At 46.8% G+C, this 22194-nt stretch carries 12 protein-coding genes, 3 tRNA genes and 3 rRNA genes; all 18 read left to right on the top strand.

The features are described 5' to 3' along the window. The first annotated feature begins 231 nt into the window (after window positions 1-231). Window positions 232-723, top strand: a complete 492-nt coding sequence (locus tag AC0QUU_RS04380) for a CarD family transcriptional regulator (RefSeq protein WP_474544851.1) — start codon at window positions 232-234, stop codon at window positions 721-723. A 50-nt stretch (window positions 724-773) separates the two neighbouring features. Further along, the gene (locus AC0QUU_RS04385) at window positions 774-2177 is read left to right on the top strand and encodes a hemolysin family protein (RefSeq protein WP_474544852.1); all 1404 of its coding nucleotides are present in this window, start codon (window positions 774-776) and stop codon (window positions 2175-2177) included. Window position 2178: 1 nt separating this feature from the next. Next, the gene (locus AC0QUU_RS04390; RefSeq protein WP_474544853.1) at window positions 2179-2892 is read left to right on the top strand and encodes an IMP cyclohydrolase; all 714 of its coding nucleotides are present in this window, start codon (window positions 2179-2181) and stop codon (window positions 2890-2892) included. Window positions 2893-2928: 36 nt separating this feature from the next. Continuing rightward, the gene (locus tag AC0QUU_RS04395; RefSeq protein WP_474544854.1) at window positions 2929-4107 is read left to right on the top strand and encodes a phosphoribosylaminoimidazolecarboxamide formyltransferase; all 1179 of its coding nucleotides are present in this window, start codon (window positions 2929-2931) and stop codon (window positions 4105-4107) included. 20 nt (window positions 4108-4127) lie between these two features. Continuing rightward, the gene (gene tsaE, locus AC0QUU_RS04400; RefSeq protein ID WP_474544855.1) at window positions 4128-4559 is read left to right on the top strand and encodes a tRNA (adenosine(37)-N6)-threonylcarbamoyltransferase complex ATPase subunit type 1 TsaE; all 432 of its coding nucleotides are present in this window, start codon (window positions 4128-4130) and stop codon (window positions 4557-4559) included. A 113-nt stretch (window positions 4560-4672) separates the two neighbouring features. Next, a complete protein-coding gene (gene tsaB / locus AC0QUU_RS04405; protein ID WP_474544856.1) occupies window positions 4673-5887 on the top strand; it encodes a tRNA (adenosine(37)-N6)-threonylcarbamoyltransferase complex dimerization subunit type 1 TsaB in 1215 nt (404 codons plus the stop codon). A 133-nt stretch (window positions 5888-6020) separates the two neighbouring features. After that, on the top strand, window positions 6021-6254 hold the full coding sequence (locus tag AC0QUU_RS04410) for a hypothetical protein (protein ID WP_474544857.1): 234 nt from the start codon (window positions 6021-6023) through the stop codon (window positions 6252-6254). Window positions 6255-6267: 13 nt separating this feature from the next. Continuing rightward, a complete protein-coding gene (locus tag AC0QUU_RS04415; RefSeq protein WP_474544859.1) occupies window positions 6268-7191 on the top strand; it encodes a ribonuclease Z in 924 nt (307 codons plus the stop codon). Then, window positions 7188-8216: a tRNA (adenosine(37)-N6)-threonylcarbamoyltransferase complex transferase subunit TsaD gene (tsaD, locus tag AC0QUU_RS04420; RefSeq protein WP_474544860.1), complete on the top strand. Its 1029-nt coding sequence runs from the start codon at window positions 7188-7190 to the stop codon at window positions 8214-8216. The genes AC0QUU_RS04415 and tsaD overlap by 4 nt, the downstream gene beginning before the upstream one ends. Before the next feature lie 4 nt (window positions 8217-8220). Further along, a complete protein-coding gene (gene ispD / locus AC0QUU_RS04425) occupies window positions 8221-8913 on the top strand; it encodes a 2-C-methyl-D-erythritol 4-phosphate cytidylyltransferase (RefSeq protein WP_474544861.1) in 693 nt (230 codons plus the stop codon). A 215-nt stretch (window positions 8914-9128) separates the two neighbouring features. Next, window positions 9129-9214 (top strand) — tRNA-Ser (locus AC0QUU_RS04430). 6 nt (window positions 9215-9220) lie between these two features. Continuing rightward, window positions 9221-9310 (top strand) — tRNA-Ser (locus tag AC0QUU_RS04435). Window positions 9311-9863: 553 nt separating this feature from the next. Next, a 16S ribosomal RNA gene (locus AC0QUU_RS04440) occupies window positions 9864-11396 on the top strand. A gap of 251 nt (window positions 11397-11647) precedes the next feature. Then, window positions 11648-11765, top strand: a 5S ribosomal RNA gene (rrf, locus tag AC0QUU_RS04445). A gap of 426 nt (window positions 11766-12191) precedes the next feature. Next, a 23S ribosomal RNA gene (locus AC0QUU_RS04450) occupies window positions 12192-15082 on the top strand. The 16S, 23S and 5S rRNA genes sit together here with 1 tRNA gene alongside, the layout of an rRNA operon. Before the next feature lie 84 nt (window positions 15083-15166). Further along, a tRNA-Asn gene (locus tag AC0QUU_RS04455) sits at window positions 15167-15239 on the top strand. Between the two features lie 449 nt (window positions 15240-15688). Then, window positions 15689-17305: a response regulator transcription factor gene (locus AC0QUU_RS04460; protein ID WP_474544862.1), complete on the top strand. Its 1617-nt coding sequence runs from the start codon at window positions 15689-15691 to the stop codon at window positions 17303-17305. Between the two features lie 627 nt (window positions 17306-17932). Continuing rightward, window positions 17933-22081 carry a beta-L-arabinofuranosidase domain-containing protein gene (locus AC0QUU_RS04465; protein WP_474544863.1) on the top strand — a complete coding sequence of 1383 codons (4149 nt, stop codon included), beginning with the start codon at window positions 17933-17935 and terminating at the stop codon, window positions 22079-22081. Window positions 22082-22194 lie beyond the last annotated feature (113 nt).

Genomic DNA, 22194 nt, shown 5'->3' on the forward strand with positions numbered 1-22194 from the left:
TTTATATGCAAAAGTATACAAAAAAATATAGATGTCAATTGGCAGATGTTTACAAAAATATGCGAAAATTGTCAAAATATCTTACTTTAAAGTCCGAATTGTGTTAAAATATTTTCAGTGAGACCGCAGAAAAAGGCCGTTACAGCGTTGTACCGGTCTTTCTTTGGCTATACTTATACTATCAGCAGTGAAGTGGGAAGAGTGTTCTTGGTAAGGAAAAGGAGGAATTGGATGCTCAATAGAGGAGATGCGGTTGTTTACAAATGCAGAGGGCTGTACAAAGTGGAAGACATTGGTACTCTTGATTTTTCTTTCGCTGACAGGCAGAAAAAATATTATACGCTTCAGTCGGTGGAAGATGAGAGAGACCGCGCATATGTGCCTACAGATGATGAATCAAATATCAGAAAGCCTGTCAGCAGAGAGGAAGCGTTAAATCTGATTGACCGGATAGCAGACATTGAAGTGCTCAAGGTAAAAAATGAAAAACTCAGGGAACAGGAGTATAGAGACTGTATTGCTGACTACTGTCCGGAAAACTGGGTAAAGGTGCTTAAAACAACATATAACAGAACCAAGCGCAGGGGCAGTATTACCAGTGTTGACCGGAAATATCAGATGCTTCTTGAACATGCTCTGTACAGTGAATTTTCTTTTGCGCTTGGAATTCCTGCGGGACAGATGACGCAGTTTATTGAGGAACATGTATTGCGAAAAAACTAAGTGCATGATATACTTCTCCTGAATATTTTATTTAGGAGGAGTTATTTTTTATGGACGCAGACCCTGCGGGGAACTCAATTTTATTTGACTTGTTGCTTTTATTGTTTTTTACTCTCATGAATGCTTTTTTTGCCGGGGCGGAGATGGCTGTTGTATCGGTGAATAAAAACCGGATCCGAAGTCTTGCCCAGGAAGGCAACAGAAAGGCAAAGGTGATCGAGAAACTTTTTGATGATTCTACAAAGTTTCTTTCTACAATTCAGGTGGCCATTACATTTGCAGGTTTCTATTCATCTGCATCTGCGGCAGCAGGTATATCGCCGGCGCTGGCACAGTGGCTGAGAGGATTTGATATTCCTTACAGCCAGCAGATCGCTCACAATGGAGTAACACTTATCCTGATGTTTTTCAATCTGGTATTTGGTGAGCTTGTGCCGAAGAGAATCGCTCTTCAGAAGGCAGAGTCGTTCTGTATGCTGACAGTAATGCCGATTCACTATGTTTCCATTATACTTTCACCATTTATCAAACTGCTTTCCGTATCTACGAAACTGGTGCTCAGACTTCTGGGAATGAAGACGGAGGATCAGGAAGAAGCGGTGACAGAGGAGGAGATTAAGGCTCTTCTGAAAATGGGAAATGAAAGCGGCACCTTTGATGATGAGGAACGTGAAATGATCGACTCGGTGTTTGCCTTTGACGATCGGACAGCCAGAGAAATTATGGTGCCCAGACGTGATGTGGTAACGATAGATATCGAAGAACCGTTTGACGAACTGATCGACGAGATTCTTGAGACAAGACATAACAGGATTCCGGTCTACGAAGAGAGTATTGACAATATTATCGGCGTGCTTCACGTAAAGGACGTGATGATTGAACTGAGAAGATCCGGCCTTGACAAGATAAACATACGGGAAATGCTTCACAAACCGTTTTTTGTGCCTGAGACGAAAGAGGCGGATGAACTGTTCCGCACCATGCAGGCGGAGCGGCATCACATGGCCATACTGGTAGATGAGTACGGCGGCTTTTCCGGAATTGTGACAATCGAAGACCTTGTTGAGGAGATCATGGGTGATATAAATGAAGAATATGAGGAAGTCGTTCCTGAGATCGAGGCAGTCAGTGAAAATGAATATGTTCTGGACGGAGGAATTCTGATTGAGGATCTGAATGAAGAGCTGGGGCTGAAGCTGGAAACAGAAAATTATGATACGCTTTCCGGCTACCTGATCGAACAGCTGGGACATATTCCGGCAAAGGAAGACCGGGATGTGATCCGGGAGGACAACCTTGTATTTAACGTAATGGAAGTGAAAGATAACCGTATTACCAGAGTGGAGCTGCAGATCGAGCAGCAGCCGGAAGAAGAGGATGAAGACTCCGGCGGCGGGAAGAAAAAGCGGTGTGAAACGGAAGAAGATGAAAAAAACGGAAAGGAGACACAGTAAAATGAAAAAGCTGTCTATTGAAGAAGAATTAAGGAATAATTCCTACCCCGGAAGAGGAATCATTATCGGCAGAACGCCGGATGGGAAGAAAGCTGTTACTGCCTATTTTATTATGGGCCGCAGTGAGAACAGCCGCAACCGTATTTTCGTGGAGGACGGAGAGGGAATCCGTACACAGGCTTTTGATCCGACAAAACTGACAGATCCCAGCCTGATTATCTATGCGCCGGTGCGGGTGCTGGGCAATAAAACCATTGTGACAAACGGAGATCAGACCGATACGATTTATGAGGGAATGGATAAACAGCTTACATTTGAGCAGTCTCTGCGCAGCCGGGAGTTTGAGCCGGACGGCCCCAATTATACTCCGCGTATTTCGGGTATCATGCATATCGAAAATGGTATCTATAATTTCGCCATGTCAATTCTGAAAAGTGACAATGGCAGACCGGAAGGATGCGGCAGATATACATTTGCCTACGAAAATCCTTCTGCCGGTGAGGGACGTTTTATTCATACTTATATGTGTGACGGCGATCCGCTCCCCAGCTTTGAGGGAGAACCGAAACGGATTGGTATTCCGGATGATATGGACAGCTTTACAGAGCTTCTGTGGAACAGCCTGAACGAAGATAACAAAGTATCCCTTTTCGTTCGCTATATTGATATCGAGACAGGAAAATACGAGACAAAAATTGTTAACAAAAATCATTGATTATACCGCTTTATAAGCGCGGCACAGGAGGTAAAGATGAAAGAATTAGAACTGAAATACGGATGTAACCCAAATCAGAAACCGTCAAAAATCTATATGAGTGACGGAAGTGACCTGCCTATCCAGGTACTCTGCGGCCGGCCGGGATATATCAATTTCCTGGACGCATTTAACGGCTGGCAGCTTGTATCAGAGCTGAAAAAAGCGACCGGACTTCCGGCAGCTACATCATTCAAGCATGTATCACCGGCAGGAGCTGCCGTAGGACTTCCCCTTACTGATACACTTGCGAAGATCTACTGGGTGGATGATCTGGGCGATCTTTCTCCTCTCGCGAGCGCTTATGCAAGAGCCAGAGGCGCGGACAGAATGTCTTCCTTCGGCGATTTTATCGCACTGTCCGACGTGTGTGACGTGGACACGGCCCGTCTGATTAAAAGAGAGGTATCCGACGGCGTGATCGCTCCGGGATATGAGCCGGAAGCGCTGGAACTCCTGAAACAGAAGAAAAAAGGCAATTATAATGTAATCCAGATCGAGCCGGATTATGTGCCGGCGGCTCTGGAACACAAGGAAGTTTTCGGCATTACTTTCGAACAGGGAAGAAACGAACTCAATATCGACAAAGATTTCTTCTCAGATATTGTGACTGAAAATAAAGATATGACTGACGAGGCGAAGATGGATCTGGCAGTTGCCATGATCACTTTGAAATATACGCAGTCAAATTCCGTCTGCTATGTAAAAGGCGGACAGGCAATCGGCATCGGCGCAGGACAGCAGTCCCGTATTCACTGTACGCGTCTGGCAGGACAGAAGGCGGACAACTGGTGGCTCAGACAGTGCCCGAAGGTAATGGAACTGCCGTTCAAAGAAGGAATCAAGCGCGCGGACAGAGATAATGCCATCGATCTGTACATTGGTGAGGAATATATGGATGTACTCGCGGACGGCGCATGGGAAAATATTTTCACGGAGAAACCGGAAGTATTTACCCGCGAGGAGAAGAGAGCATGGCTGGATAAGATGACAGATGTAGCTCTTGGTTCAGACGCGTTTTTCCCGTTCGGTGATAATATTGAGCGCGCGCATAAGAGCGGTGTGAAATACATTGCCCAGCCCGGCGGATCCGTGAGAGATGATAATGTAATCCAGACCTGTGATAAGTACGGCATGGTAATGGCGTTTACAGGAATCCGCCTGTTCCACCACTAATCCGGAAAAGAGGAACCTGTATGGTTATAGAGACAAGAAGCCCGGAGGAGACCTTTGAGACAGGGAGAAAGCTGGGCGAGACAGCTGTCCCCGGACAGGTATTTACCCTGATGGGAGATCTTGGCGTGGGCAAGACCGTGTTCACCCAGGGGCTTGCCAGAGGACTGGAAATTACGGAACCGGTCAGCAGCCCTACATTTACAATTGTCCAGGTTTATGAAGAAGGACGGCTCCCGTTTTACCATTTTGACGTCTACCGGATCGGGGATGTGGAAGAGATGGATGAAGTGGGATTTGATGATTATATTATGGGGGACGGGGTGTCCCTGATTGAGTGGGCAGATCTGATTGAAGAGATTCTCCCGGAAAAGCGGACAGAGGTCCGGATAGAAAAGGATCTGGAACAGGGCTTTGATTACAGAAAAATCACAATCAGAGAACTGGGAAGATAAAGCAGCGGTGCTGCCGCAGAGATGGAGGAGATCCCGTCTGTTTCTGCGGCAGCGCCTTTGCGCGCAGAGCGCAGATGCAGGAGAGATGCAGCAGCCTGCAGAAAGGAAACAGTATGAAGATATTAGCGATAGACAGTTCCGGGCTGACGGCCACCGTGGCGCTGGTGGAGGATGACCGGACAATTGCGGAGTATACAGTGGATTATAAAAAGACCCATTCGCAGACGCTTCTTCCTATGATAAGCGAGATGCTGGAAATGGTCGAAATGGATATTGCTTCAGTTGATGCCATAGCGGTATCGGGCGGTCCGGGATCTTTTACGGGACTGAGAATCGGCTCGGCAACGGCGAAGGGCCTGGGCCTTGCGCTGAATAAGCCGCTGGTTCACGTGCCGACGGTCGATGCGCTGGCTTATAGTGTGTACGGATGCCAGGATATTATCTGTCCGATTATGGACGCACGGAGAAATCAGGTGTATACCGGACTGTATACTTTTTCAACGAAAGATTCAGGGACAGAAGAAAATCAGGTGCGGGAATACGCTTTCAGGGTTCTGAAGATGCAGATGGCAGCGCCGGTGAGTGATCTGATCCGTCGGCTGAACAATTACGGACGTCCTGTTATATTTCTCGGGGACGGAGTGCCGGTGTACCGTGATATTCTTATTCAGCATCTGAAGGTTCCATGCTCCTTTGCGCCGTCTTATATGAACCGGCAGAGAGCCGCCGTGGTAGGTGCTCTGGGGATCCGGTATTATGAGATGGGAAATTACGAGACGGCGGCAGAGCATAAACCCGAATACCTGCGGGTATCTCAGGCGGAACGTGAGAGAGCGGAACGTGAGAAAAATGCAGTGCCTGAGGTACGGAAGATGACTATGGAAGACGCGGCCGTCACAGCGGAAATGGAACATCAGCTTTTTCCGGACGCCTGGAGTGAGAAGTCGGTGCTGGAAACATGGCAGCAGCCGGGAACCATATGTCTTATTGCGGAGAAAGCCGGACGTACAGCCGGGTATCTGCTGGCATATGCGGCGGCCGGAGAAGCGGAGATCGCCAGAATCGGCGTGGTAAAAGAGCTGCAGAGGCAGGGAGCCGCGAAAGCCCTTCTCGCGGCGCTGGAAAAAGAATGCGCGGAACAGGGGATTGCCCGGATCCTTCTTGATGTAAGGGTGAGCAATAAAGCAGCAAGAGCGCTGTACGAATCGGCAGGGTTCAGAGAGGACGGAATCCGGCAGAAATTCTACGAAGATCCGGAGGAGGACGCCATTCTGATGAGTCGTCCTGCAGAAAAGAAGAATGGAAATCCGGAAGGGGTTACACGATAGAAAGAACGTTTCCTTTTCTGGAAACTGTTCTGCAGTTCCGGCAGAAGTTCCCACTGGGAATTGTCCTGTGTTCATGTTATAGTGTGGACGTAGAAAAAGCGATGGAAACACCGCGGACACAGGAGGAAATTGTATGCGCCAGTATCAGATAAAAGAAACAAAAGAGATTAAAAAAATAATTTGTAACAAATGTGGCAGGGAAATCCCGGCGGTTGCCGGATACCCCGGGGAAGGGGTATTCAGTGTGGATTACACATGGGGATATTTTTCTGAAAAGGATGGAGAAAGGCACAGTTTTGATTTATGTGAATCCTGTTATGATGAGCTGCTGGCTTCTTTTCAGATACCTGCCAGAATTGAAGAATAGAACGGGGAATAGTATGTTAGATGTTTGTTTGCTGGGAAGCGGGGGAATGATGCCTCTGCCGTACCGCTATCTGACGGCTCTGCTGACCCGGTTTAACGGCAGCAGCCTGCTTATTGACTGCGGGGAAGGAACCCAGATTGCGATGAAAGAAAAAGGATGGAGTTTTAAGCCGATTGACGTGATCTGCTTTACTCATTATCATGGCGACCATATCAGCGGCCTTCCCGGCCTTCTGCTTACAATGGGGAACGCGGATCGGAGGGGGCCTCTGACTATGATCGGTCCAAAGGGACTGGAACGGGTGGTAAGCAGTCTGCGGGTAATTGCTCCGGAGCTGCCTTTTCCGGTTATATATAAAGAAATCCAGGGCGCGGAGCAGACATTTGAGCTGAATGGCTACCGCCTGAAGGCATTCCGGGTAAATCATAATGTACTCTGTTACGGATATACACTGGAGATTGACAGAGCCGGAAAATTCGATGCTGTCAGAGCGAAGGAACAGGGGATCCCTCTTCCATACTGGAGCAGACTGCAGGCCGGAGAGATCATTGAAGCGGATGGAAAAATATTTACTCCGGATATGGTTCTGGGTCCTGCCCGGAAAGGAATCAAGCTGACCTATACTACCGACACCAGACCTGCAGATTCTATTTGGAAAAATGCTGAAAAGTCAGATCTTTTTATCTGCGAAGGCATGTATGGTGAAAAGGAGAAGGCAGCGAAGGCCGTGGAGTATAAGCATATGACATTTTATGAGGCGGCGGCCCTGGCAAAAAAAGCTCAGGTCCGGGAAATGTGGCTGACACACTACAGTCCGTCTCTGACCCGGCCAGAGCAGTATATGGAGGAAGTGCGCAAAATTTTTCCCGCTGCCAAGGCGGGAAAAGATGGAATGACAACGGAGCTGATGTTTGAGGAGGCTAAGGAAACAAGATGAAAGAAATCAAAGATATTAATATACTTGCAATCGAGTCTTCCTGTGATGAAACTGCGGCGGCAGTCGTGCATAATGGCAGAGAAGTACTGTCCAATATTATTTCATCCCAGATTGACCTTCACAAACTGTATGGCGGAGTTGTGCCGGAGATTGCATCCAGAAAACATATAGAAAAGATTAATCAGGTGATAGAAGAAGCCCTGAAAGAGGCGGATGTTACCCTGGAAGACATTGATGCTGTTGCAGTAACATACGGACCGGGACTTGTAGGCGCGCTTCTTGTAGGTGTTGCTGAGGCAAAAGCGATTGCATATGCCCGGCAGCTGCCCCTTGTTGGTGTTCATCACATTGAGGGACATATTTCGGCAAATTATATTGAACATCCGGATCTTGAACCGCCTTTTTTATGTCTGGTCGCATCAGGCGGACATACTCATCTTGTTCTTGTAAGAGATTATGGGAAATATGAGATCCTGGGAAGAACCAGAGATGACGCTGCCGGAGAGGCATATGACAAAGTGGCGAGAGCTATCGGTCTGGGATACCCGGGAGGTCCCAAAATAGACCGGATCGCAAAGGAAGGAAACCCGGATGCCATTACATTCCCAAAAGCGCACATCGAAGGAGCAGAGTATGACTTCAGTTTCAGCGGACTGAAATCAGCGGTACTTAACTATATCAATGGCTGCAAAATGAAAGGGGAGAGTTATGATCCTGCAGATATTGCAGCCTCATTCCAGAAGGCGGTTGTGGAAGTACTGGTGGAAAATTCTATGAAAGCGGCAGAAAATTTCGGTATATATAAATTTGCCATTGCAGGAGGCGTGGCATCCAATACAGCGCTGCGCGCGGCAATGAAACAGGCGTGTGGAGAGAGGAAGATCCGGTTTTTTCATCCTTCGCCGGTTTACTGTACAGATAATGCGGCAATGATAGGCGCGGCGGGTTATTATGAGTTCCTTGCGGGAACACGCCATGGCTGGGATCTGAATGCGGTGCCGAATCTGAAACTGGGAGAGAGGTAAGACAGTGGAGAAAAAGTATTGTACAGCAATTGTGCTGGCCGGGGGCAGCGGAAAGCGTATGGGTTCCAAAGTGCATAAACAATATCTTCTTCTGGGAGGAAAGCCGGTGCTTGTTTATTCTCTGGAAGTATTTCAGGACTCAGATTATATTGATGAGATTATCCTTGTAACCGGAGCCGGAGAAGAGGAATACTGCCGGGAGCAGATTCTGTCTCCTTACCATATTACCAAGGTGAAAAAAATTGTGGAAGGCGGAGCGGAACGGTATCATTCTGTCTGGAACGGCCTTCAGGCGGCTTCGGAAGGATATGTGTTCATTCATGACGGAGCCAGGCCATTTGTTGACGCAGGGATAATTGAAAGAGCATACGACTGCGTCTCTCAGCACAGTGCCTGCGCAGCCGGTATGCCGGTAAAGGACACTATAAAGATTGCGGATGAGAGCGGATTTGTAAAGGCGACACCCGATAGAAATACATTATGGATGATACAGACGCCTCAGGTATTTGAAACATCTTTGATAAAAGAAGCATATTCCCGGCTTATGCAGAAAAAAGATATCGGTGTGACAGACGATGCCATGGCTGTAGAGCAGATGCTCCGTTTCCCGGTAAAACTTTTTCGGGGTTCCTATGAAAATATAAAAATTACTACACCTGAAGATCTGGAAATCGGAGAAGGGTTTTTGCAGAGATAAGTTTCTTGATCCGGACTTATGTTTATGATTTGAAAATGCTGAATAAACTGTTTTTTTTGCGATACAAAACCCGGCAATCCGGTCGTCCTGACAAACTGTTACAAACTGCAGTATAAAATCTGAAAAATCTATTGACAGAAGTTTTAGGTATATGATAGAATAAACACCGTCGCAAAAAGCGGTGTTACAATTCAACTCACTATACGGTGAGAGATGGAGAGGTATCGAAGTGGTCATAACGAGGCGGTCTTGAAAACCGTTTGTCCGAAAGGGCGCGTGGGTTCGAATCCCACCCTCTCCGCTTTGTGGAGAAGTACCCAAGCTGGCCGAAGGGGCTCCCCTGGAAAGGGAGTAGGTCGTTAGTAGCGGCGCGAGGGTTCAAATCCCTCCTTCTCCGTTTGATATTATCCAGAAACTGCTGGAAGCAAACCAGTAGTTTTTCTTTTTCTCTTCAGAACAGGGGTGCCTGTCTCTGGAAGGAATGAGAAGTATGTTTTATGAAAGGCAAGTTGAATGGTGGATGATATCATGCAAAACCACCATATATAATTGCATAATGGAAACTGAGAAATAAGTTGAAAAAACTGTAAAAAACAGTTGACATATAGCGATTGAAAGTGGTAATATATTAAAGCTGACTCATGAGGGACAGCGAAAAACAAAGAAAAATAAAAAAAGTTCTTGACAAAGCGGAACAGATTTGATAAAATATCAAAGCTGTCGCTTGAGAGAGAACGACAGGAACCTTGATAACTGAACAATAGACAACAACCCTTGAAAATTTCTTTGAAGAGAAAATTTCTAAGAACGTCATTGAACAATGAGGTTCGACTCCGTCGAACGGCTTTCACACCAGATTCGTGAAAGACCTCATCAAGTGTTCAATGCCAAACAAACAGTAAAAAGGGAAGAATTAGCTAGTAGTTAGTTCTGAACTTGGAACAAACATTTTTAACGAGAGTTTGATCCTGGCTCAGGATGAACGCTGGCGGCGTGCCTAACACATGCAAGTCGAGCGAAGCACTTTACTTTGATTTCTTCGGATTGAAAAGTTTTGTGACTGAGCGGCGGACGGGTGAGTAACGCGTGGGTAACCTGCCCCATACAGGGGGATAACAGTTAGAAATGACTGCTAATACCGCATAAGACCACAGCACCGCATGGTGCAGGGGTAAAAACTCCGGTGGTATGGGATGGACCCGCGTCTGATTAGCTAGTTGGTGAGGTAACGGCCCACCAAGGCAACGATCAGTAGCCGACCTGAGAGGGTGACCGGCCACATTGGGACTGAGACACGGCCCAAACTCCTACGGGAGGCAGCAGTGGGGAATATTGCACAATGGGGGAAACCCTGATGCAGCGACGCCGCGTGAGCGAAGAAGTATTTCGGTATGTAAAGCTCTATCAGCAGGGAAGAAAATGACGGTACCTGACTAAGAAGCACCGGCTAAATACGTGCCAGCAGCCGCGGTAATACGTATGGTGCAAGCGTTATCCGGATTTACTGGGTGTAAAGGGAGCGTAGACGGATAGGCAAGTCTGAAGTGAAAGCCCGGGGCTCAACCCCGGGACTGCTTTGGAAACTGTTTATCTAGAGTGCTGGAGAGGTAAGTGGAATTCCTAGTGTAGCGGTGAAATGCGTAGATATTAGGAGGAACACCAGTGGCGAAGGCGGCTTACTGGACAGTAACTGACGTTGAGGCTCGAAAGCGTGGGGAGCAAACAGGATTAGATACCCTGGTAGTCCACGCCGTAAACGATGACTACTAGGTGTTGGCAGGCAAAGCCTGTCGGTGCCGCAGCAAACGCAATAAGTAGTCCACCTGGGGAGTACGTTCGCAAGAATGAAACTCAAAGGAATTGACGGGGACCCGCACAAGCGGTGGAGCATGTGGTTTAATTCGAAGCAACGCGAAGAACCTTACCTGCCCTTGACATCCGAATGACCGGTGAGTAATGTCACCTTTCCTTCGGGACATTCGAGACAGGTGGTGCATGGTTGTCGTCAGCTCGTGTCGTGAGATGTTGGGTTAAGTCCCGCAACGAGCGCAACCCTTATCTTCAGTAGCCAGCGGCCAGGCCGGGCACTCTGGAGAGACTGCCAGGGATAACCTGGAGGAAGGTGGGGATGACGTCAAATCATCATGCCCCTTATGGGCAGGGCTACACACGTGCTACAATGGCGTAAACAAAGGGAGGCAGAGCCGCGAGGCCGAGCAAATCTCAAAAATAACGTCTCAGTTCGGATTGTAGTCTGCAACTCGACTACATGAAGCTGGAATCGCTAGTAATCGCGAATCAGAATGTCGCGGTGAATACGTTCCCGGGTCTTGTACACACCGCCCGTCACACCATGGGAGTTGGTAACGCCCGAAGTCAGTGACCCAACCGAAAGGAGGGAGCTGCCGAAGGTGGGACCGATAACTGGGGTGAAGTCGTAACAAGGTAGCCGTATCGGAAGGTGCGGCTGGATCACCTCCTTTCTAAGGAAGAAATAACTTTTTCCGTCCGGAGCAATCCAACTAAAACGGAGGAAATAACTTTTTCCGCCTGGAGCAATCTAACTAAAACGGAAGAAGAAGTAAAGAGCTGTTGTCTATTGTCGAGTTATCAAGTCGAGGAAAGAGCATAAGAACAGAAGGGTTCGCCTTGCCAGGTTCGAAAGGACCTCACCAAGCGCGGCGAACAAGCTTGGTTCTAAGCTCGAAAAGACCTCGCTAAGAACTCAGGCTTTTTTGGTGGCGATGCGCCCGGGGGCAACACCCGTTCCCATCCCGAACACGATGGTTAAGACCCGGACGGCCGATGGTACTGCACTGGAGACGGTGTGGGAGAGTAGGTGGCCGCCAAATTTAAAGAAAAGAAACTAAGATGGAAACGCCATCGAAGTTGAACATAAATACTGGTATGGGCGGACAACAATCCGTCGGGCCAACCCAATCAGCAGGGCAGTGCTGTTAACGCTGGGTTTACCAGTGATCAGAGTTCAAAAGAAGTTTTGAGTTCTGATGACTGATAAACAATCAGTCAGAAGCAGATGCGAAGCTCTAAGAGTTTTAGATATTCGTATCTGAATGTACCTTGAAAACTGCATACAGAGAAAAATCAATGATATAAGATCTTATATATCTTATACAAGACATCCGAGGTAATGTTATTTAACAACATTAACAATACAGTCTGAAGAAAACAGACTTAAAATAAATTGGCCTATTGCCAACACATGTAACGCTATACATGTGTAGAGGAAGATCCATTCCCGTGGATCTGAATCGTTTGGTTATGCTGATAAGAGCGTATGGTGGATGCCTTGGCACTAAGAGCCGATGAAGGACGTGATAAGCTGCGAAAAGCTTCGGGGAGGGGCAAATACCCATCGATCCGGAGATATCCGAATGGGGAAACCTGGCTGAGCAAACCTCAGTCGTCCCTGAGCCAATCCATAACTCAGGGAAGGGAACCCGGTGAACTGAAACATCTAAGTAGCCGGAGGAAGAGAAAACAACATGTGATTCTGTGAGTAGCGGCGAGCGAAAACGGAAGAGCCCAAACCAGGGTGCGTGCATCCTGGGGTTCGGACCGCGGAATTGATTCAATAAGCCTAGCAGAACGGTTTTGGGAAAGCCGGCCAGAGAGGGTGAAAGCCCCGTAAGCGAAAGGCGAGTTGACATGGCGGTATCCAGAGTAGGTCGAGACACGTGGAACCTTGACTGAATACGCGGGGACCACCCCGTAAGGCTAAATACTCCTTAGTGACCGATAGCGCATAGTACTGTGAAGGAAAGGTGAAAAGGACCCCGGGAGGGGAGTGAAAAAGAACCTGAAACCATATGTTTACAAGCTGTGGAACATCTTTATATGATGAACCGCGTACTTTTTGTAGAACGGTCCGGCGAGTTGCGCTGGCTGGCGAGGTTAAGGACTTCAGGTCCGGAGCCGAAGGGAAACCAAGTCTGAATAGGGCCACAGTCAGTCGGAGCAGACCCGAAACCGGGTGATCTACCCATGTCCAGGTTGAAGTTGCCGTAAAAGGCAATGGAGGACCGAACCCACATCCGTTGAAAAGGGTGGGGATGAGGTGTGGGTAGGGGAGAAATTCCAATCGAACCCGGAGATAGCTGGTTCTCCTCGAAATAGCTTTAGGGCTAGCCTCATGTTAATCTTACGGAGGTAGAGCACTGAATTCCTGCGGGGGCGTCAAAGCTTACCAAGGGATATCAAACTCCGAATGCTGTGTAGATGATGCATGGGAGTCAGACGATCCGAGATAAGTTGGGTGGTCAAAAGGGAAAGAGCCCAGACCTGCAGCTAAGGCCCCAAAATGTGTGTTAAGTGGAAAAGGATGTGGGATTTCGAAGACAACTAGGATGTTGGCTTAGAAGCAGCCATCCATTAAAAGAGTGCGTAATAGCTCACTAGTCGAGAGGTCCTGCGCCGAAAATGTCCGGGGCTGAAACACACTGCCGAAGCTCAGGGATTTACGAATGTAAATCGGTAGAGGAGCATTGTTAACTGGACGAAGCGGTACCGGAAGGAGCCGTGGACGGTTAAGAAGAGAGAATGCCGGAATGAGTAGCGAGAGGAAGGTGGGAATCCTTCCGGCCGAATATCTAAGGTTTCCAGGGTAAAGCTGATCTGCCCTGGGTAAGTCGGGACCTAAGGCGAGGCCGAGAGGCGTAGTCGATGGATAACAGGTTGAAATTCCTGTACTATCCTGTAACAGAACTGTGGGGACGCAGGCAGAGAGCGTGAGCCGGGAATGGAAAGACCGGTGCAAGCGAGGTAGGAGTGTATCAGGCAAATCCGGTACACAATCCGAAGACGTGACGCGGACCGAAAACAAGTAGGGAAGCACGTGAGCTGACTGCCAAGAAAAGCCGCTATTGTTTGCAGGGTACCCGTACCGTAAACCGACACAGGTGGATGAGGAGAGAATCCTAAGGCCGACGGGAGAAGCATTGTTAAGGAACTCGGCAAAATGACTCCGTAACTTCGGGAGAAGGAGTGCCTCGAGAGAGGCCGCAGAGAATTGGCCCAAGCAACTGTTTAGCAAAAACACAGGTCTATGCGAAACCGAAAGGTGAGGTATATGGGCTGACGCCTGCCCGGTGCTGGAAGGTTAAGGGGAGAGGTTAGCGCAAGCGAAGCTTTGAACTTAAGCCCCAGTAAACGGCGGCCGTAACTATAACGGTCCTAAGGTAGCGAAATTCCTTGTCGGGTAAGTTCCGACCCGCACGAAAGGCGTAATGATTTGGGCACTGTCTCAACAATGCACCCGGTGAAATTGAAATACCAGTGAAGATGCTGGTTACCTGCGCCAGGACGGAAAGACCCCATGGAGCTTTACTCCAGCTTGATACTGGGATTCGGTATTGCATGTACAGGATAGGTGGGAGGCTAAGAAGTGGTGACGCCAGTTGCCATGGAGCCAATGTTGGGATACCACCCTTGCAGTACTGGGTTTCTAACCAGCAGCCGTGATCCGGCTGGGGGACAATGTCAGGTGGGGAGTTTGACTGGGGCGGTCGCCTCCGAAAGGGTATCGGAGGCGCTCAAAGGTTCCCTCAGAATGGTTGGAAACCATTCGCAGAGTGCAAAGGCAGAAGGGAGCTTGACTGCGACACCGACGGGTGGAGCAGGTACGAAAGTAGGACTTAGTGATCCGGTGGTATAAAGTGGGATTGCCATCGCTCAACGGATAAAAGCTACCCTGGGGATAACAGGCTTATCACTCCCAAGAGTTCACATCGACGGAGTGGTTTGGCACCTCGATGTCGGCTCATCGCATCCTGGGGCTGTAGTCGGTCCCAAGGGTTGGGCTGTTCGCCCATTAAAGCGGTACGCGAGCTGGGTTCAGAACGTCGTGAGACAGTTCGGTCCCTATCCGGCGTGGGCGTAGGATATTTGAGAGGAGCTGTCCTTAGTACGAGAGGACCGGGATGGACTGGCCGCTGGTGTATCTGTTGTTTTACCAAGAGCATAGCAGAGTAGCCAAGCCGGGAAGGGATAAACGCTGAAGGCATCTAAGCGTGAAGCCCCCCTCAAGATGAGATATCCCATAACGACAAGTTAGTAAGACCCCTTGAAGACGACGAGGTAGATAGGGCAGAGGTGGAAGTGCGGTAACGCATGGAGCTGACTGTTACTAATCGGTCGAGGGCATAACCAAAGCGGGAATAGGTGAAGATGGATGATAAATTGATTCTTTGTATGTAGTTTTGAAGGTACATGAATGTATCTTATAATTAAATATTCCTCCTTAGCTCAGTCGGTAGAGCATTCGGCTGTTAACCGAAGTGTCGTTGGTTCAAGTCCAACAGGGGGAGCTCACAAAGCCCGTAAATTCAACGTTTACGGGTTTTATTTATTTCCGCAAGCAACGAGCCTGGCGGACATGCTCGCATGTCCATTTGGCGACTGCCGCGAGAGCCAAAGACCATCGGGGGCTTTGACTTTGTAACATGCCCCTTGGGGGCAAAATAGACCGTCTGCTGAAAAAAGCAGTCATTTGATTGTTAATCGAAAAATGAACCGGAATTGCGTTGCTGGATGGGTTCCGGTGTGTTGCCCGATGGTAAATGTTAAGTTTTACTGTCGGGCTTTTTTATAAGAAATTCCGATTTTCGTTTGCCGAAAACAAGCATCTGATGATTAAGAAGAAAAATAGAAAATGCATAAAATCTGAAAAAATAAACCTTTTCAGAGAAAAATAGAATTGCCTGATAGAAATAAAGAAGGTAAAATTATAAGCAACATAAAAAAAGTGGGGAAAAATATGATTAAGGTATTTCTTGCGGAGAACGAATCATCTGTTCGTGATACAGTCAGAGATGCGCTTGACAGGAAAAACGGCGAGTATGAATTCGTAGGAGAGGCAGCGGACGGTAAAGAGGCATACACAAAAATCCTTAAGGAAAAACCTGACATACTGATAACAGATATTCAGCTGCCTGTAATAGACGGATATAAATTGAGCCGGCTGATCAGAGACGCTCTTCCTGACACGAAAATTATAATTATAAGTGAATATGAAGATTTTGAGTATATGCGGCTGGCAGTTAATCTTGGAGTGGCCGATTATTTACTCAAGCCGGTTAAGCCGGAAATTCTTTCCGAGAGTCTGAATCAGCTGCGGGAAGCGGTTGAAAAAGAGAAAAAAGGCAGAAGACTTCAGAAATGGAAGAAAAGGTTTGACTCCAGGATGTTAAATCATATGAAAGTGAGCCTTTTGAATGAACTGCTTCAGGGAAAAATATCCGAGGACGAAGCACATAGAAGAGCAGCAATAATCGGGATACAGCTGGGACCGGGGATATATCGGTTTCTGTTTTTGCGGGTGTGGACGGGCCGGGACGATCAGCTGGGGGATGAAACAGAGAAAGCAGGATGCGAAATTGAGTATTGTGTAGATAAGGACTTTAAAGAGGTCGCTGCATGTTTCAGAAGCAGTTCCGAACGATGGGTTTTTCTTCTGCATGCCGAAAGCATGGAGGAAATCCGAGATGAGACGATTCGTCTGAAAAACAGTCTGGAGAGAATAATCAGGAAATATCCCGGACTGGAGTATTTTGGCGGAGCAGGATCCTGTGTGCGGCAGATCAGCCAATTGCAGAATGCATTTGAAACTGCAGACAGAATTTTTTCAAGAAGATTTATTTCTGATCCCGGCCAGATTATTGTTGTCGAGGACGACAGCCTGGAGGAAAAAGAATCTCTGAGCACGGAGAATCTTGATAAAATGGAATATAGCAGACTGCTTATCGAACGATTTCTGGTAAAAGGTTCTGTGGAAGAACTTGATAGTTTTATAGGTTTTTATTTTTCGGAAATACCGGAAGAACATTTTCAGTCCTTATTGATGAGACAGTATCTGTCGGTGGACATTTTTATTACCATCAATTCCTTTTATAAACAGAACGGAATTGACAGAATAAAGGAACAATACATAGGAAAATTTATAGAGCGGATTCAGCGCGCTCATACACTGGAGCAGATGAAAGTGATACTTCACGATATGCTTGCAGATACGCTGGAGCGGCGCAACGCGGTGAGCGGAAACAAATATACGCGTATTATAGAGACCGCCAAAAAATATGTGGAAGAACATTATATGTCAGAAAATATATCTCTGAATTCGGTTGCCACATATGTAAATATGAATTCCAGCTATTTCAGCTCTGTTTTCCGCAAGGAGACCGGGAGAACGTTTGTTGAATATTTAACGGAAGTGCGTATGGAGAAAGCAAGGGAACTGCTGCTGTGTTCTTCTCTGAAAATAGCTGAGATAGCATACAAAGTGGGATATAATGATCCTCAGTATTTCAGCTATCTGTTCCGGAAATATAATTATTGTTCGCCGAAAGAATTCAGACACAGGAAAAGAGACATTTAGTGAATGTAAAACGTTTTATATTTCAAAAAAATTCAATGAAATTCTAAAAAAAATCTATCGTAACTGAAATTCAGAAAGATTATACTAAGTGTAATGTGTAATGATAATGGGGTATTGTTCTATTGGTATTACGAAAAGAGCGCCTCAAACAAGAAGTGGACAAGCTACACATGGGAAGATCCTGTGACAGTCAGAGCGAACAGGGCGTTTTTTTAAAAGCGTGTTAGTCAAGATGATTGTTGCGGGTTCCAACTTTAACATAAATCTGAATGAAACGGCCGGTGGGTAAAACGTTTCGATATCCGGGCGGTGTGAAGACAGGGGAGAATCTTTTTGCATGATCAGATTTGCTCCGGAAGCCGCAACGGCATTCAGAGAGACCATGGTAGTGAATTAAGGCGGAGCGGTATACAGAAGGCAGGAATGACAGATTAGAATGAAAAGCTTCAGATTCCTCTGTAAACTGAAAATGCAGCCTTAATTTATGAGACAAAGAAAGGAGGTAGGATATAGAGACGATACAGCAGGCACCGTTTCTGAGTTTCAGTCAATGTGCAGAAACGACAGCAATGCTGAATCTGAGAAAAATATCTAATCATAATATTTAAAGCGAAGAAAGGGGAAAAAATGAAAAGAGTTAAGTCTTTGATAAGAAAAGGAATTGCGTTTGGCGCGGCATTCGCCATGACGGCGACGGCTCTGCCGCTGTCGAATGTAGCAATGGCTGCAGGAGAGGACGACGGACTTGTTCTCTGGTATGATTTCGAAAGTCTGAAATCAGGAACAATTGTTAATGATATGAGCGGAAACGGTTATGCGGGAGTTGTCCGCCCGACAGGTTCACAGGTAACAACAGCAGACGTGAATATTTACGGAACAGAATATACTGCATATGATTTCCAGGGCGGATCTCCGAGTGATACAAATACATATGTGGAGCTCCCGTCAGGTGTGTTCAATGGTCTGGAAGATATGACAGTAAGTTGCTGGGTAAATATGGATACTTCCGGTGGAGCATATCAGAGAATCTGGGATTTTGGATTTAAGTCAGGTGCATCTGATTTTAATACAACTTCCTATATGTATTTGATTGCCGACGGCTCAAATCAGGGACATGTAGGTTACACAGCAGCTATTACAAACAGCGGATGGGGCGATGAGAAAGGCCCGGAAAAGCAGCAGCCTCTTGAAACCGGAAAATGGATATTCACAACAGTGACTTTCGATGGTTCTGAAAAAGAAATGTCTCTTTATGAAGATGGTGTGCTGATCGGAACAGAGAAGACAGATGTAGATCTTTCCATTTTGGAGGATGCGGACAACGCTATGATCGGATACGGACAGTTTAATAACCCGATCATGGATGGTCGTGTAGCTGACTTTAAGATTTATGATTATGCAATGACAGCAGAGCAGGTAGCGGATGAGTTCGCAATTCCTGACGATGAGAAAGTTGCAAAAGATAAAGAATGGCTGGATCTTGGCGATCTGAGCGCAGTAATTGATAATCTGACTCTTCCTACCAAGGGAGCAGCAGGTTCTGACATTAGCTGGGCAAGTTCAGATGAAGATGTTATTGCAACAGATGGTACTGTTACAAGACCTACAGCTGGAGATGGCGATGCGGTTGTAACGCTGACAGCAACACTTACATCGGGTGACGCAAGTGATACAAAGACATTTGAAGTAACTGTGAAACAGCAGCTTACAGCAGAAGAAATTGTAAACGGTGATGCAGAAGATCTGATGCTTTCAGGACTTGCAGCAGTAAATGATAATCTGACACTTCCGACATCAGGTGAAAGAGGATCGACAATTACATGGGAAAGCTCTCATCCGGATATTATTGCAACAGACGGTACAGTAGTAAGACCGGTTGGCAATCCGGTTGATGTAACACTGACAGCAACGATCTCTTATGATGGATTTTCTACAACTAAAGAGTTTACAGCAACAGTAGTTCCTGTATATGAGAAAACAGATATTGTCAAAGTAGAACCTGTTGTTGTAGAAACAGTGAAAAATACGCTTCCGCTTCTTCCGGGATATGTTGATGTTACATATGAAAATGACACAACCGGAAAAGAAAAGGTTGTATGGCCTACAGATCTGTCAGTAGATCAGTTTGCTACAGCAGGTGATACAGTGGAAGTAACCGGACAGATTGTAGATTACGATATTACAGTAACAGCCAGTGTATCTGTAGTGGATACAATGTCAGAAGTTCCGGCTCCTATGACATCAGAGTTTGATCTTAGTGATATCACTCTTGACGGAACAAATACAATTTTCGGACAGAACATGGCACGTGATCTTGAATATCTGAAGATTATGGATGCCGACAGAATGCTGTATAACTTCCGTCTGGCATTCGGACAGGATACAAAAGGCGCTCAGCCGCTGACAGGCTGGGAAGAACCGACAGGTCTGTTAAGAGGACACTCAACCGGTCACTTCCTGTCTGCACTGGCACAGGCTTATGCTTCAACAGGTGAGAGTGAGTACAAAGAGAAAATGGATTACATGGTTACCGAACTTGGAAAACTCCAGGCTCTGTCCAAAGGTGATCCGGCAGAATTTGAGACCAAGTGTACACCGAATGATGCCGCACAGTCCAAGTGGAGCACAGATCCGAGCACATGGGGTGAAGGTTTCCTGAGCGCATATTCACCGGATCAGTTCGCACTGCTTGAACAGTATACTCCATACGCAACAATCTGGGCACCGTATTATACACTGCATAAGATTACTGCAGGTCTGATCGATTGCTATCAGTATGGCGGAAATGAAGAAGCTCTTGAAATTGCGAAAGGAATCGGTACATGGATCTATAGAAGACTTGACGGCTGCACAACTGAAGAGCAGCGTGAGCAGATGTGGGCAATGTACATTGCAGGTGAGTACGGCGGAATGAACGAGTCACTTGCAAGACTGTATGAGATTACACATGAAGATCAGTTCAAAGAAGCGGCTCAGATGTTTGATCACAAAACATGGTTTGCAGATCTGGCATCTAATATCGATGTAGTTCAGGGCAAACATGCAAATCAGCATATTCCGCGTATCGTTGGTGCAATCCATGAGTATGCTGCAACAGGAGATGTATCTTACTATAATACAGCTTATAATTTCTGGAATATCGTAACACAGCGCTATGCATACTCAATTGGCGGCGTTGGAACAGGTGAGATGTTCAAAGATCCTTATCGCCAGGGAAATAATATCCTTGGAAACGAAGGACGTGGTGAGAACTGCGAGACATGTGCAGCTTACAATATGCTGAAGCTGACAAAAGACCTTTATAACTATGATCCGGATAATGCAGAGTACATGGATTACTATGAGAGAACTCTGATCAATCAGATCGCTGCTTCCCAGAGCCATGATACAACAGACTGGATGCACAATGGTACAACCTACATGCTTCCGATCGATCCGGGCCAGAAACGTGATTACGATTATGATTACGGCGGATTCACATGCTGTAACGGAACCGGTATGGAGAACCATGTAAAATATCAGGCAGCTGCATACGCAAAATCAGCTGATACATTATATGTAAATCTGTACATGCCGACAACAGTAACATGGGATGAGATGGGCGTATCCGTAAAACAGGAGACAAACTTCCCGTCTGAACATTCTAAACTTACTGTAAACGGCTCCGGCGACTTTACAATGAAGCTGAGAGTTCCATACTGGGCAACAAAAGGATTTGAGGTTAAGGTAAACGGTGAAACAATCTGTACAAATCCGGAAGTAAGCACATACGTTGAGATTGACCGCACATGGAGCGACGGAGATGTTGTAGAAATTACTATGCCGTATACACTTCACCTTGATAAGACACCGGATAAGGTGGATGGAAGCACAGTAGCATCTCTGATGTATGGTCCGCTTGTAATGGTAGCAAAAGATACAAGAGAAACATATGTACCGATGAACTGGTACACAGTAGTTCTCAGCGAGAACCTGGAAGATTCTGTTGAAGTTGTAACAGGACCGGATGCTGAAGACGGATCTGTTCCGCATCTTGTAACAAACGGACTGAACTTCTATCCGATGTACGATGCTTACAATTACAGATATCATGCATATGTGAAAGTGGAAGAAACCCAGTCTGTAGTGAATAAAGACGAGCTTCAGGCACTGGTAGATTCTGCGGCAGATGCATTACAGGAAAACTATGGTGAAGAAGAGTGGGCAGCGCTTCAGCAGGCAATTGCAGACGCCCAGGCGGTTCTGGACAATGGAGAGGCAACACAGGTTGATGTTTACAATGCATATAAAGCACTGGAGGCAGCTCTTGCCAACACTATCGCACCGACGGTAGACAAATCAGAACTGCAGACAGCTGTAGATAATGCGTTGGCAGATTCTGAGAAAGATAAGTATACAGAAGAAAGCTGGCAGGCTTATCAGGAAGCACTCGCAAATGCAAAGGAAGTTCTGGCAGATGTGAATGCAACTCAGGAAGATGTTGATGCAGCGCTTGCGGCACTTCAGCAGGCTGAAGAGGCACTGAAACCTGTATCCGGAACAGACGAGCCGGGAACAGATGAACCTGGAACAGATGAACCTGGAACAGATAAACCGGGACAGGATAATCCGAGCGATGTACCTGGAACAGGCGGCAATAACGGCGGAAGCGGCTCTGCAGATCAGGACAAAGCAGTTCAGACAGGCGATATGACTCCGATCGGAACAATGGTTGCATTACTGGCAGTATCCGTTGTTATGGGAGGAGCTGTAATCTACAGAAGAAAACGCGGCTGAGACTGTAAATTATAATTAAAAATGATTGAAAAAACAGTGTCCCCGGATAAAGTCCGGGGCACTGCTTTTATCTGTGAAAATTAAAAAAGCAGAGTGTACCTGCAGGAGTCAGG

Source organism: Mediterraneibacter sp. HA8405 (genome assembly GCF_056148955.1).

What these genes read in the sequence shown, in the direction of transcription:
- AC0QUU_RS04380 (WP_474544851.1), top strand. Translation starts at nt 232, where the DNA reads ATGCTCAATAGAGGAGATGCGGTTGTTTACAAATGCAGAGGGCTGTAC.
- AC0QUU_RS04385 (WP_474544852.1), top strand. Translation starts at nt 774, where the DNA reads ATGGACGCAGACCCTGCGGGGAACTCAATTTTATTTGACTTGTTGCTT.
- AC0QUU_RS04390 (WP_474544853.1), top strand. Translation starts at nt 2,179, where the DNA reads ATGAAAAAGCTGTCTATTGAAGAAGAATTAAGGAATAATTCCTACCCC.
- AC0QUU_RS04395 (WP_474544854.1), top strand. Translation starts at nt 2,929, where the DNA reads ATGAAAGAATTAGAACTGAAATACGGATGTAACCCAAATCAGAAACCG.
- tsaE (WP_474544855.1), top strand. Translation starts at nt 4,128, where the DNA reads ATGGTTATAGAGACAAGAAGCCCGGAGGAGACCTTTGAGACAGGGAGA.
- tsaB (WP_474544856.1), top strand. Translation starts at nt 4,673, where the DNA reads ATGAAGATATTAGCGATAGACAGTTCCGGGCTGACGGCCACCGTGGCG.
- AC0QUU_RS04410 (WP_474544857.1), top strand. Translation starts at nt 6,021, where the DNA reads ATGCGCCAGTATCAGATAAAAGAAACAAAAGAGATTAAAAAAATAATT.
- AC0QUU_RS04415 (WP_474544859.1), top strand. Translation starts at nt 6,268, where the DNA reads ATGTTAGATGTTTGTTTGCTGGGAAGCGGGGGAATGATGCCTCTGCCG.
- tsaD (WP_474544860.1), top strand. Translation starts at nt 7,188, where the DNA reads ATGAAAGAAATCAAAGATATTAATATACTTGCAATCGAGTCTTCCTGT.
- AC0QUU_RS04460 (WP_474544862.1), top strand. Translation starts at nt 15,689, where the DNA reads ATGATTAAGGTATTTCTTGCGGAGAACGAATCATCTGTTCGTGATACA.
- AC0QUU_RS04465 (WP_474544863.1), top strand. Translation starts at nt 17,933, where the DNA reads ATGAAAAGAGTTAAGTCTTTGATAAGAAAAGGAATTGCGTTTGGCGCG.